Annotated in this window: 7 protein-coding genes; 5 read left to right on the top strand and 2 right to left on the bottom strand. The window is 70.5% G+C overall.

Annotation, left to right across the window (positions count from 1 at the left end):
* Positions 1–25: 25 nt before the first annotated feature.
* From AC5P09_RS07945 to AC5P09_RS07965, 5 genes are all read left to right on the top strand, one after another.
* Entirely contained in the window at positions 26–1,705 is a 1,680-nt protein-coding gene (locus AC5P09_RS07945) for a glycoside hydrolase family 13 protein (RefSeq protein ID WP_493873305.1), read from the top strand.
* Between the two features lie 144 nt (positions 1,706–1,849).
* Positions 1,850–3,229 (top strand): alpha-amylase, encoded by a 1,380-nt coding sequence (locus AC5P09_RS07950; protein ID WP_493873128.1) that lies wholly within the window; start codon positions 1,850–1,852, stop codon positions 3,227–3,229.
* Between the two features lie 106 nt (positions 3,230–3,335).
* Positions 3,336–8,723 carry a pullulanase-type alpha-1,6-glucosidase gene (gene pulA / locus AC5P09_RS07955; RefSeq protein WP_493873129.1) on the top strand — a complete coding sequence of 1,796 codons (5,388 nt, stop codon included), beginning with the start codon at positions 3,336–3,338 and terminating at the stop codon, positions 8,721–8,723.
* 71 nt (positions 8,724–8,794) lie between these two features.
* On the top strand, positions 8,795–10,417 hold the full coding sequence (locus tag AC5P09_RS07960; RefSeq protein ID WP_493873130.1) for a SpoIIE family protein phosphatase: 1,623 nt from the start codon (positions 8,795–8,797) through the stop codon (positions 10,415–10,417).
* 32 nt (positions 10,418–10,449) lie between these two features.
* A complete protein-coding gene (locus tag AC5P09_RS07965) occupies positions 10,450–10,806 on the top strand; it encodes a 5-carboxymethyl-2-hydroxymuconate Delta-isomerase (RefSeq protein ID WP_493873131.1) in 357 nt (118 codons plus the stop codon).
* Between the two features lie 61 nt (positions 10,807–10,867).
* On the opposite strand, the gene AC5P09_RS07970 is transcribed toward AC5P09_RS07965, so the two are convergent.
* Entirely contained in the window at positions 10,868–11,557 is a 690-nt protein-coding gene (locus AC5P09_RS07970; RefSeq protein ID WP_493873132.1) for a TetR/AcrR family transcriptional regulator, read from the bottom strand.
* A 120-nt stretch (positions 11,558–11,677) separates the two neighbouring features.
* Positions 11,678–13,621 carry a hypothetical protein gene (locus AC5P09_RS07975; RefSeq protein WP_493873133.1) on the bottom strand — a complete coding sequence of 648 codons (1,944 nt, stop codon included), beginning with the start codon at positions 13,619–13,621 and terminating at the stop codon, positions 11,678–11,680.
* Positions 13,622–13,646: the final 25 nt, after the last annotated feature.

Genomic DNA, 13,646 nt, shown 5'->3' on the forward strand with positions numbered 1-13,646 from the left:
AACCCCGTTACGCATCAAGGACGCCATGAGCCAGCACTCCGCCGACCCGGCCGAAAACTCCGCCGTCGCCACCGTCGCCAAGCGCCGCGACTGGTGGCGGGACGCGGTGATCTACCAGGTCTATCCGCGCAGCTTCGCCGACAGCAACGGCGACGGCATGGGCGACCTGGAGGGCATCCGCTCCCGACTGCCGTACCTGCGCGACCTCGGCGTGGACGCCGTGTGGCTCAGCCCCTTCTACGCCTCCCCGCAGGCCGACGCCGGCTACGACGTCGCCGACTACCGGGCCGTGGACCCCATGTTCGGCAACCTCCTCGACGCCGACGCGCTGATCCGCTCCGCCCGCGACCTGGACCTCAGGATCATCGTCGACCTGGTTCCCAACCACTCCTCCGACCAGCACGAGTGGTTCAAGCGGGCCGTCGCGGACGGCCCCGGCTCGCCGCTGCGGGACCGCTACCACTTCCGGCCCGGCAAGGGGAAGAACGGCGCACTGCCGCCCAACGACTGGGAGTCGATCTTCGGCGGCCCGGCGTGGACCCGCGTCACCGAACCGGACGGCTCGCCCGGTGAGTGGTACCTGCACCTCTTCGCCCCCGAGCAGCCCGACTTCAACTGGGATCACCCGGCCGTCGGCGACGAGTTCCGCTCCATCCTGCGCTTCTGGCTCGACATGGGCGTCGACGGCTTCCGCATCGACGTGGCCCACGGCCTGGTGAAGGCGGAGGGGCTCCCCGACCTCGGATCCCACGAGCAGCTCAAGCTGCTGGGCAACGATGTCATGCCGTTCTTCGACCAGGACGGCGTGCACGCCATCTACCGGCAGTGGCGCACGATCCTCGACGAATACGCGGGCGAGCGCATCTTCGTCGCGGAGGCGTGGACGCCGACGGTCGAGCGCACCGCGAACTACGTCCGCCCGGACGAGCTCCACCAGGCCTTCAACTTCCAGTACCTGAGCACGGAGTGGGACGCCGAGGAACTGCGGACGGTCATCGACCGCACCCTGGAGGCGATGCGCCCGGTCGGCGCCCCCGCCACCTGGGTCCTGTCCAACCACGACGTGACCCGCCACGCCACCCGCTTCGCCAACCCGCCCGGCCTCGGCACCCAGATCCGCACGGCCGGCGACCGCGAACTCGGCCTGCGCAGGGCGCGGGCCGCGACCCTCCTCATGCTGGCGCTGCCCGGATCGGCGTATGTCTACCAGGGCGAAGAGCTCGGCCTGCCGGACGTCGTCGACCTGCCCGACGAGGTGCGCCAGGACCCGGCGTACTTCCGGGGCGCCGGCCAGGACGGCTTCCGCGACGGCTGCCGGGTGCCGATCCCGTGGACGCGTGAGGGATCGTCGTACGGCTTCGGCAGCGGCGGCAGCTGGCTCCCGCAGCCGGAGGGCTGGGGCGAGCTGAGCATCGAGGCTCAGACCGGTGTCCCCGGCTCCACCCTGGAGCTGTACCGCGCCGCCTTCGCCGCCCGCCGCGAACAGCCCGACCTCGGCGCGGGCGACTCCGTGGAGTGGCTGAAGGCTCCCGAGGGCGTCCTCGCCTTCCGCCGCGGCGAGTTCGTGTGTGTCGCCAATACCAGCGGCGAGTCGGTCACGACTCCGGCGTACGGCCGTGTGCTTCTCGCCAGCGGCGAGATCGCCGAGACGGACGGCGAGGCGAAGCTGCCGGCGGACACGACCGTGTGGTGGACGGCCAACTGACAGCGGTCAACTGACCGACCCTGCAAGAAGTTGCAGGAATCTTCGAGGCCCGCCTTCCGCTTGGGGAGGCGGGCCTCTACGATCTGCGACACCGCACGGCTTTGCAAGCTTTCAGCAAGAACCTTCAACGAAGAAGGGGCCCACATGGCCAGAAGAGCCCTCGCCGGAGCATGCGCCCTCATGGCAGGCGCCGCCGCGTTCGTCGCCCCCGCCGGCACCGCACAGGCGGCGCCGCCCGGCACCAAGGACGTCACCGCCGTCCTCTTCGAGTGGAACTTCGCCTCGGTGGCGAAGGAGTGCACCAACACCCTCGGCCCGGCCGGGTACGGCTATGTCCAGGTCTCCCCGCCCGCCGAGCACATACAGGGCTCGCAGTGGTGGACCTCGTACCAGCCGGTCAGCTACCGGATCGCCGGCCGGCTCGGTGACGCCACCGCCTTCAAGAGCATGGTCGACACGTGTCACGCGGCGGGTGTGAAGGTCGTCGTCGACGCGGTCGTCAACCACATGTCGGCGGGCAGCGGCACCGGCACGGGCGGTTCGTCGTACTCGAAGTACACCTACCCCGGCCTGTACTCCTCCTACGACTTCGACGACTGCACGGCCACGATCAGCGACTACGGCAACCGCACCAACGTCCAGAACTGCGAACTCGTCGGCCTCGCCGACCTGGACACGGGAGAGAACTACGTCCGCTCGGCGATCGCCGGCTACCTGAACTCCCTGCTCGGGTACGGCGTCGACGGCTTCCGCATCGACGCGGCCAAGCACATCCCGGCGACCGACCTGGCGAACATCAAGTCGCGCCTCAGCAACCCGTCCGTGTACTGGAAGCAGGAGGTCATCCACGGCAGTGGAGAGGCCGTCCAGCCCACCGAGTACACCGGCAACGGCGACGTCCAGGAGTTCCGTTACGCCTACGACCTCAAGCGGGTCTTCAACAGCGAGAACCTCGCCTACCTGAAGAACTACGGCGAGGGCTGGGGGTACCTGAACAGCTCGGTCTCCGGTGTCTTCGTCGACAACCACGACACCGAGCGCAACGGCTCCACGCTCAGCTACAAGGACGGCGCCAACTACACGCTCGCCAACGTCTTCATGCTCGCCCATCCGTACGGCGCCCCGGACATCAACTCCGGCTACGAGTTCTCCGACACCGACGCGGGGCCGCCCAACGGCGGTGCGGTGAACGCCTGTTGGCAGGACGGCTGGAAGTGCCAGCACGCCTGGCCGGAGCTCCGGCGCATGGTCGCCTTCCGCAACGCGGTGCGCGGCGAGTCGCTCACCAACTGGTGGGACAACGGCGCCGACGCCATCGCCTTCGGGCGGGGAGCCAAGGGCTATGTCGCCATCAACCACGAGTCGGGCAGCCTGAGCCGCACCTACCAGACCTCGCTGCCCGCGGGGACGTACTGCAACGTGCAGAACAACACGACGGTGACGGTCAATTCGAGCGGCCAGTTCACCGCGACGCTGGGCGCCAACACGGCCCTGGCGATCTACGCGGGCAAGTCGAGCTGCTGAAAGTTCTTACCAGAACTTTCAGGACTCTTGCTGTAAGCCTTTCCTCGGCGATACGGTCGCGCGGGGTCGGACCCAAGAGAGCCGTCATCGCAAGGAGTCCACGTCCGTGATACCGAGATGGACGGCGCCCAGGCGCCGTACTGCCCAGGCCGGCCGGGTCGCCGCGGTCACCGTGACCGCGTTGGTCGCGGCGCTCGTCCAGCCCCTGGCCGCCCGGGCCGACGCCCCGCCCCCACCGCCGTCCGACGCGAAGCTCGCCGCCGAGCCCGCCCGGCACGACGCCACCCGTGAGCAGTTCTACTTCGTCCTGCCGGACCGCTTCGCCAACGGCGACACCGGCAACGACCGGGGCGGCCTGACCGGTTCCCGCCTCAGCACCGGCTACGACCCCACCGACAAGGGCTTCTACCAGGGCGGCGACCTCAAGGGCCTGACCAAGAGGCTCGACTACATCAAGGGCCTCGGCACCACCGCCCTGTGGATGGCCCCCATCTTCAAGAACCGGCCCGTGCAGGGGGAGGGCGCGAACGCCTCCGCCGGCTACCACGGTTACTGGATCACCGACTTCACCCAGGTCGACCCGCACTTCGGCACCGACAAGGACCTCGAGACCCTCATCTCCAAGGCGCACGCCAAGGGCATGAAGGTCTTCTTCGACGTCATCACCAACCACACCGCCGACGTCGTCGACTACGAGGAGAAGTCCTACGACTACCTCTCCAAGGGCGCGTTCCCGTATCTGACGAAGGACGGAGAGCCGTTCGACGACGCGGACTACGCGGGTACGAAGGACTTCCCGGAGGTCGACGCCGACTCCTTCCCCCGCACGCCGAAGGTCACGAACAGCGCCAAGGTCCCGTCCTGGCTCAACGACCCGACGATGTACCACAACCGCGGCGACTCCACCTTCGCCGGCGAGAGCTCCACGAACGGCGACTTCTCCGGCCTCGACGACCTGTGGACCGAGCGGCCCGAGGTCGTCAGCGGGATGGAGAAGATCTACCAGCGCTGGGTGCGGGACTTCGACATCGACGGCTTCCGCATCGATACCGTGAAGCACGTCAACACGGAGTTCTGGACCCAGTGGGCCACCGCCCTCGACGCCTACGCCGCCAAGCAAGGGCGCGAGGACTTCTTCATGTTCGGCGAGGTGTACTCGGCCGACACGTCGATCACTTCGCCGTACGTCACCGAGGGCCGCCTCGACGCCACGCTCGACTTCCCCTTCCAGGAGGCGGCCCGGCAGTACGCCTCCCAGGGCGGCAGCGCGCAAAAGCTCGCCGCGGTCTTCGGCGACGACTACAAGTACACGACCGACAAGGCCAACGCGTACGAGCAGGTCACCTTCCTCGGCAACCACGACATGGGGCGCATCGGGTACTTCCTGAAGCAGGACAACCCGAAGGCCACCGACGCCGAGCTGCTCGCCAAGGACAGGCTCGCCAACGAGCTGATGTTCCTCAGCCGGGGCAACCCCGTCGTCTACTACGGCGACGAACAGGGCTTCACCGGCGCGGGCGGCGACAAGGACGCCCGCCAGACACTGTTCGCCTCGAAGACCGAGGACTACCTCGACGACGACCGGCTCGGCACCGACCGTACGCACGCGGACGACGCGTACGACACGACTGCGCCGCTCTACCGGCAGCTCGCCGCCCTCTCGAAGCTCCGCAAGGACAACCCGGCGCTGGCGGACGGCGTACAGACGGAGCGGTACGCGGCCGACGGCTCCGGTGTCTACGCCTTCTCCCGTACGGACGCGAAGACGGGCGTCGAGTACGTCGTGGCCGTCAACAACGCGGACGAGGCGAAGCAGGCGACCTTCGCGACCGGTTCGGCGGACATGACGTTCCGCGGGATCCACGGCACCGACAGCACGGTCAGGTCGGACGCCGACAAGAAGATCACCGTCACCGTCCCGGCGGGCTCGGCGATCGTCCTCAAGGCGGCCGGCAGGCTCGCCCGGCCCGCCACCCAGCCGACGATCACCCTCAAGGCCCCCGCCGCCGGCGCCACCGGCACGGTCGAGGTCACCGCCGACGTGGCCGGCGGTCAGCTCAACCGGGTCGTCTTCGCCGCCCAGGTCGGCAACGGGAAGTGGCAGACCCTCGGCTCCGCCGACCACGCCCCGTACCAGGTCACACAGACCCTCGGCAAGGACGTCCCGGCCGGAACCATCCTGCGCTACAAGGCGGTTGTCGTCGACTCGGCCGGTCGCACGGCGAGCGCCACCGCCGACAGCGTGACCGGCACCCCGCCCGCCGAGGAGATCCCCTCCGCCTCCTCCCGTGACTACGCGGTCGTCCACTACAAGCGCACCGACGGCGCCTACGCCGACTGGGGCCTGTACGCCTGGGGCGACCTCGCCGACGGCGAGTCGACCGACTGGCCCGACAGCCATCCCTTCATCGGCCGGGACGCGTACGGCGCCTTCGCCTACGTCAAGCTGAAGCCCGGCGCCTCGAACGTCGGCTTCCTCGTCATCGACAAGGACGGCAACAAGGACGTCTCCGCCGACCGCACGATCGACGTCAGCAAGACCGGCGAGATCTGGATCGAGCAGGGCAAGGAGGCCGTACGGACCGAGCGGCCCGACTACCCGGCGCAGGACAAGTCCAAGGCCGTCCTGCACTACCACCGCGCCGACGGGAACTACGACGGCTGGGGCCTGCACGTCTGGACGGGCGCCGCGAACCCCACCGACTGGTCGAACCCTTTGAAGCCGGTGAAGACCGACCCCTATGGCGCGGTCTTCGAGGTGCCGCTCAACGAGGGTGCGGGCAGCCTCAGTTACATCATCCACAAGGGCGACGAGAAGGACCTGCCCACCGACCAGTCCCTCGACCTCACGGCCGACGGCCACGAGGTGTGGCTGGTGAGCGGCCAGGAGAAGTACCTGCTCCCGCAGCCGGCCGGCTCCGCCGCCGCGCTCGACCTGACCACCTCCAAGGCGGTCTGGATCGACCGGAACACGGTCGCCTGGAACGGCTCCGAGACGGCCGCCTCCACACAGCTGCTGTACTCCCGCGACGGCTCGATCGCCGTCGACAAGGGCACGCTGACCGGAGACGCCAAGTGGCTCCGCCTCTCCAAAACCGCCCTCACCGATGCCCAGAAGACCAGGTTCCCGCACCTCAAGGACTACACCGCCTGGTCCGTCGACCCGCGCGACCGCGACCGGGTGCGCGGTGCGCTGAGCGGCCAGGTCGTCGCCTCCCAGCGGGCCGCCAACGGAGCGGTGCTCGCCGCGACGGGCGTCCAGATCGCCGGCGTACTCGACGACCTGTACCCCGCGGCGACGAAGGCGGAGCTCGGACCGACGTTCCGCAACGGCCGTCCGACGCTGGCGGTCTGGGCACCGACCGCGCAAAAGGTCTCATTGGAACTCGACGGCTCCACGGTCGCCATGAAGCGCGACGCCACCACCGGAGTCTGGTCCGTCACCGGCCCCAAGTCCTGGAAGAACAAGGCCTACCGGTACGCCGTGACAGTCTGGGCGCCCAGTGTCCGCAAGGTCGTCACCAACAAGGTCACCGACCCCTACTCGCTCGCCCTGACCACCGACTCGGAGCGCAGCCTGGTCGTCGACCTCGACGACGGCTCCCTCGCCCCCAAGGGATGGTCCTCGCTGGCCAAGCCCAAGGCCGTGCCCCTCAAGGACGCGCAGATCCAGGAACTGCACATCCGGGACTTCTCCGTCGCGGACAGGACGGCGGCCGACCCCGGTACCTACCTCGCCTTCACCGACAAGGACAGCGACGGCTCCGAGCACCTCCGTGAGCTGGCGAAGTCGGGCACGTCGTACGTGCACCTCCTGCCCGCCTTCGACATCGCCACCATCCCCGAGAAGAAGTCCGACCAGGCGAGTGTCGACTGCGACCTGGCCTCCTACGGGGCCGACTCGGACCGGCAGCAGGAATGCGTCTCCGCGGTCGCCGCGAAGGACGCCTACAACTGGGGCTACGACCCCTACCACTACACCGTCCCCGAGGGCTCGTACGCGACGGACCCCGAGGGCAGCGGCCGTACCGTCGAGTTCCGCGAGATGGTCAAGGCACTGAACGAGGACGGCCTCAGGGTCGTCATGGACGTCGTCTACAACCACACGGCCGCGAGCGGCCAGGCGGACACCAGCGTCGTCGACCGGATCGTCCCCGGCTACTACCAGCGGCTGCTCGCCGACGGCTCGGTCGCCAACAGCACCTGCTGTGCCAACACGGCCACCGAGAACGCCATGATGGGCAAACTGGTCGTCGACTCGATCGTCACCTGGGCCAAGGAGTACAAGGTCGACGGCTTCCGCTTCGACCTCATGGGCCACCACCCGAAGGCCAACATCCTGGCCGTCAGGAAGGCCCTCGACGCGCTCACCGTCGCCGAGGACGGCGTCGACGGCAAGAAGATCATCCTGTACGGCGAGGGCTGGAACTTCGGCGAGGTCGCCGACGACGCCCGCTTCGTGCAGGCCACGCAGAAGAACATGGCCGGCACCGGAGTCGCGACCTTCTCCGACCGCGCCCGTGACGCCGTGCGCGGCGGCGGCCCCTTCGACGAGGACCCGGGCGTCCAGGGCTTCGCGTCCGGCCTGTACACCGACCCCAACGCGTCCGCGAACAACGGGACGCCCGAACAGCAGAAGGCCCGCCTCCTGCACTACCAGGACCTGATCAAGGTCGGGCTCTCCGGGAACCTCAAGGCGTTCACCTTCACCGACACCGACGGCAAGGAGGTCACCGGCGCCGAGGTCGACTACAACGGCGCCCCCGCCGGCTACGCGGACGCGCCCGGCGACGCCCTCGCCTACGCGGACGCGCACGACAACGAGACGCTGTTCGACGCGCTGGCCTTCAAGCTGTCCGCGGGCACGTCCGCGTCCGACCGCGCCCGGATGCAGGTCCTCGCCATGGCGACGGCCACCCTCTCGCAGGGCCCGGCCCTCTCCCAGGCGGGCACCGACCTGCTGCGGTCCAAGTCTCTCGACCGCAACTCCTACGACAGCGGCGACTGGTTCAACGCCGTCCACTGGAACTGCAAGGACGGCAACGGTTTCGGGCGCGGACTGCCGATGGCCGCCGACAACGCGTCCAAGTGGCCGTACGCCAAGCCCCTGTTGGGCGCGATCAAGGTCGGCTGCCCGCAGATCGAGGGGGCCTCGGCGGCGTACCGGGATCTTCTGAAGATCCGGACGACGGAGCGGGACTTCTCCCTCGACACGGCCGGCCAGGTGCAGTCGAAGCTCACCTTCCCGCTCTCCGGGAAGGACGAGACACCCGGCGTGATCACCATGGAGCTCGGTGATCTGGTCGTCGTGTTCAACGCGACGCCGACAGCGCAGGAGCAGCGGGTCGGTCCGCTCGCCGGGACCGGCTACCGCCTGCACCCGGTGCAGGCGTCGGGTGCCGACTCCGTCGTCAAGTCCTCGTCATACGAGCGGATATCGGGCACCTTCACGGTTCCTGGGCGGACCGTGGCGGTATTCTCCCCGGTTTCCTGACAAGGGCATTACCTTGGTGGGGCAGACCCCGAACCAGGTCTGCCCCACCGGTGTGTCCGAGGGGCTGGCAGATGGACGTCAACGGCAAGCAGACAGGCACGACCGTGCTGGTCGTGGACGACGTGGCGGACAGCCGGTACGCCCTGGCCGCCGTACTGAGCCGCGCCGGTCACCGGGTCGTCCAGGTCGCCACCGGCCACGAGGCGCTCACCGAGATCGACACCCGGCTGCGCAAGGGCAACCTGCCCGACGCGGCTCTGATCGACGTGAACCTGCCGGACATGAGCGGCTTCGAACTGTGCCGCCGGCTCAAGGAACGGCCGCGCGTGGCCGGCCTGCCCGTCGTGCACTGCTCGGCCGTCGCCGTGGTCCCGGGCGACCGCTGCCAGGCGCTGGACGAGGGCGCCGAGGCGTTCCTGGCGATGCCCGCCGAGCCCGAGGCGATCGAGGCGGCGGTCCGGGCCGTGGTGCGCGCCGCCCGGCTGCGCGCCGACGGCCAGGCGCAGGTACGGCGGCTGACCATGCTCTCCGAGACGATCGTCACCATCCAGGCGGCGCGCTCCCTGCAGGAGCTCGCCGACGCCGCCGCCGACGGCACCGCGCGGCTCACCGGCTCTCCCGCCGCCGTCTTCGTCCTCGGCCAGGACGACGAGCTGTACCGCGGCCTCTCCCGGGACCGCACCTCGATCGCGCTGCCGGACGAGAGCGCCCACCGGACCGTGGCCGGCCTGCTGCGACGGCTCACCCGCGGACAGGCCGGAGTGCAGATCACCACCGTGCCCGCACCGCTGTGGCCCGCCGGGTTCTTCCGGCCCGGCGTGCAGCACGACGCCCGGCTGGCGCTCGTCGTCACCCAGGACGGCAGGGCCCCGGTGTGCCTGGCCGTACCCACCCGCGGGCTGCGCCGGGCGGGCCCCGAGGCCGAGGCCCTGCTGGCCCGGCTCGCCCAGGCCACCGCGCTCGCCGCCGAGCCGCTGCTCATGTACCAGGTCGAGCGGCACGTCGCCCTCACCCTCCAGCACAGCTTCCTGCCCCTGCCGCACCGGCTGCCCGAGCTGCCCGGCATGGACGTCGTGGTCCGCTATGTACCCGCGTCCCGGGAGACCGAGATCGGCGGCGACTTCTACGCCGTACTGCGCACCGGCGACGGCGTGCTCGCCGCGGTCGGTGACGTCGTCGGGCACTCGCTGGAGGCGGCGACCGTCATGGTCGAGATCCGGCACGCGCTGCGCGCCTACTGCCTCGAGGAGAGCGACCCGGCCGTGCTCGCCGAGCGCCTCGACCGGATGCTCCAGGTCTACCACCCCGACGTCACGGCCACTGTCTGCCTGGCCCTGATCGACCCCGGCACCGGCCGCACCCGCATCGCCAACGCGGGGCACATCCCGCCGCTGATCATCCGGGACACCGGCAGCGCCGACTACACCAAGGTCAACGGTCCGCTGCTCGGCGTGGGCCTGCCGCATCCGCCGCCCACCGAGCTGTTCCTGGAGCCCTCCGACCGGCTCCTCATGGTCACCGACGGCCTGATCGAGAACCGGGGCACCGACCTCGAGGTCTCGATGGAGCACCTCCGCGCGGCCGCCACCGGCTCCCTGCCGGGCCTGGACGCCCTGTGCGACACGCTCCTCGCCTGCTTCGGCCACGAGCGCGAGGACGACATCGCGATGCTGGCGCTGCAACTGAAGAACTAAGGTGGGTCCTGTTGCCCAGAACAGGAGTCCCCATGCCGCAGATCACCGTCGACTACTCCATGCCCCTCGCCGAGGGCTTCGACCGGCGCGGCTTCGCGCTCGCGCTGCACGACGCGGTGGTGGAGATCGCGGCCGCTAAGCACGAGGCGTGCAAGACCCAGTTCCGGGCGACCGAGGACACGACCGTGGGCCGGGACGAGAACGGTCACGCCGTCGTCCATGTCTCCCTAGGCCTGCTGGCCGGCCGCACCGACGAGACCAAGGCGCAACTGACCGAAGCGGTACTGGAGTTGCTCCGCACGTACGTGAAGCCCGCCGAGGGGTTGGCGCTGCACGCCTCGGCCGAGGTGCGCGATCTGGAGGCCTCGTACCGCAAGTTCGAGAGCTGAGCGCCCGCGCGGCGGAGCCGCATACCGATGTCGCCCCGCGCCCCTTCAGGGCTGTCCGGGCCTAGGAGCCCAGCGCGATCAGCCGGCCGACCAGGTCGGTGAACGGCCCGTCGGTCGGCTCGTCCTTGAACATGTGCCGGACCAGCGCGGCCATCTCCTCGTCGTACGCGGCGCTCACGGCGGCCAGCGCGGCGAAGTCGTGCACGAGCTGTGCCTCCAGCTCGCGGCGCGGGATGCGCCGGCCGTCCAGCCAGATCAGCGCGGTCGACTCGGCGAGCGAGATCCAGGAGCGGACGACCAGTTCCAGTCGCGCGGGCGGGTGCTCCACGCGCAGATGCGAAAGAATCTGGTCATACGCGGCCTGCCGTACGGAGTCGATGAGCGCGTTGGTCGTCGAGGAGCCGACGGCCGGGCCTCCGCGCATCAACGCCGAGAAACCGGGCCCGTGATCGTCGACGAAGTCGAAGAACCGGTGCATCACGCGCAGCAGCCGGGCCCCCAGCGGACCCTCCCGCGGTTCGACGAACCGGCTTGCCAGATCCTCCGACGCGCGCTTCAACGCGGCCTCGTACAGGCTGAGTTTGCCGGGGAAGTAGTGGTACACCAGCGGGCGGGAGATGCCGGCGGCCGCGGCTATCTCGTCGATGGAGACCTCGTCGGGCGAGCGACGGCTGAACAGGTCGAGGGCGACGCCGATCAACTGCTGCCGCCGCTCCTCGACACCCATTCTGCGGCGCACCCCGATAGTCATGCGAACACCTTACCGATCGGATCCGGCCCCGAACGGACCGGACCGGCCAGCGGTGTCCACATATTCGACACAAGACGATCGCGTCCTCGGCCCGGGCGGCGGCAGGACGTCGGTGCCCGGCTACCGCAGGGCGTTGATCGACCGTCCGCTCTCCAGCTCGCCCTTCAGGCCCGCCTGAGCTCCCGCCTTCGTCTTCACGGCCAGCAGGTTGCCCTGTGCGGAACCGTCGACCCCGCCCGTCGCCGTGATCGACGCGGTGCCCCGGCCACCCGCCGCGAGCAGGTACCAGGACCCCGCCTCCGACTTCCACAGCACGCCGGCCAGCACGTGCGGGTCGCGCGGGCCGCACGCCGGCACGTTCTCGGCCTTCGCCGCGACCGCACCGTACGCCCCGCCCGGAGTGTGGAACTGCGCGAGCACGCGCGTCCCGCCGCCCCGCCAGGTCTCGGCGCGGGTGCACACCCAGGAGGCCGACCCGCTCGCGTCGGGCAGCGACTGGGTGGCGTACTCCCAGGCGTTCACGGATCGCACTCCCTGTGAGCGCACGGCGGACAGCGAGCAGGCGAACGGTGCCCAGGCGCGCAGCGCCGCCGCGCCGGTCGCGTCGCGCTCCGCGCCTGGGCGGCCGGTGGTGAGGCGGGCCGGGACCAGTTCGCCGAGGTCGGTGGACAGGCGGGTGCCGGAGCCGTCCGTCAGCTGGAGCACGTTCCACGAGGTGCACGCGCCGGTCTGCAGGGCGGCGCTGGCCAGCGGCGAGGTGACACCGTCGGTCAGGGTGAGGTCCATCGCGCCGGCGCCCGGCTTCAGCAGATCCCGCTCGGCCGCCTTCTTCACCCAAGGCGCCGTCAGATAGCGGACGTTGCCGTCGGCCCGGCCCAGCACCACCGCGTTCGACTCGGCGCCGGTCGCGCCGTCGACCCGCGCGAAGTCGAGGGCGGCGCCCTTGGTGCTGTCCTTCGGTTCGGCGTACCGGGCGATGCGCAGACCGTCGTAGAGGATCACCACCCGCGCGTTGTCGACGTCCCCGGCGTACAGCAGTTGCGGCGGGCCGGCCGGGCCGCCCGAGGGGGTGCCCGGGGTGGCGGAGACCTGGACGGTCTCGCCGGGGCGGGCCCAGACGGCGAGGGCGCGGCGCAGCAGCGCCTTGTCGCCGGTGAGTTCGCCGCGGGCGGGCCAGACGGAGAAGTCGGTGCGCGAGGCGGACTGCCACGCGGTGTCCGGGACCTTGGTCAAGTTGGCCGGGTCCAGGGCCGCCTGGGCCGACGGGTTCTGCGCGTAGGACGGGGCGGCGGCGCCGTCGGGTGCCCAGCCGTCACCGGGCAGGCCGAGCAACGCCCCGCACACCGCGACGGCCGCCGCGGCGGCGAGCGCCGCCTTCAGGTGCTGGCGGCGCCGCATCAGGTCGGTGGCCCGGGCCTGCAGCGAACAGGGGTCGAACTCGGGGGAGTCGAGCAGCGCGTACTGCGCGGGGACCTCGTCGGCCTCGTCCAGCGCGGCGTCCACGTCGTCGACGCCCGCCGTGGTGAGCACCTCGCGTACGTCGCCGTCCGGGAGTTTCTCCAGGCCGCGCAGGACGTACGCGGCGCGGGCCGGTCCGGACAGGGCGGACAGCCGCTGGTCCAGGGCGAGTTCGTCGGCGCCGCCCGAGCGCGGGAAGAGACGCAGGCCCCACACCTGGGGCAGCAGCGGCGGCAGCTGGGACCGCTTGGGCCATGCCCTGAGCGTCAGCGGCAGGCCCGCCTCCAGTGCCGTACGCAGCACCTGGAGTCGGACGAAGGCGTAGCCCGGGTCACCCTCGCGGCCGGTCGACTGGGCCGGGATCACGGGCGCCGGCGTCCGGCGCCGGGGCAGGGCGCGCTGGGTGAGCGCGTGTGCGGTCACAACGCGCCTGTTGCGGCCGAGGCCCGGTGGCAGCACCAGATAGGCGAGCCGGACGAGCCGGGGGTAGTGCTCGACGAGCGCCGCCTCTGCCTGCTCGACATCGACGAGCGGGTCGGACGACGAGGAAGCGGCGGCGGAGCCGGAGCCGGGTGCGGGGCGCGGGGCGACATCCTGTGACTGCACGTTCAGCAGAACGAGCGAATCGGTG

The organism is Streptomyces sp. a15 (assembly GCF_059026085.1).

What these genes read in the sequence shown, in the direction of transcription:
- AC5P09_RS07945 (WP_493873305.1), top strand. Translation starts at nt 26, where the DNA reads ATGAGCCAGCACTCCGCCGACCCGGCCGAAAACTCCGCCGTCGCCACC.
- AC5P09_RS07965 (WP_493873131.1), top strand. Translation starts at nt 10,450, where the DNA reads ATGCCGCAGATCACCGTCGACTACTCCATGCCCCTCGCCGAGGGCTTC.
- AC5P09_RS07970 (WP_493873132.1), bottom strand. Translation starts at nt 11,557, where the DNA reads ATGACTATCGGGGTGCGCCGCAGAATGGGTGTCGAGGAGCGGCGGCAG.
- AC5P09_RS07960 (WP_493873130.1), top strand. Translation starts at nt 8,795, where the DNA reads ATGGACGTCAACGGCAAGCAGACAGGCACGACCGTGCTGGTCGTGGAC.
- AC5P09_RS07950 (WP_493873128.1), top strand. Translation starts at nt 1,850, where the DNA reads ATGGCCAGAAGAGCCCTCGCCGGAGCATGCGCCCTCATGGCAGGCGCC.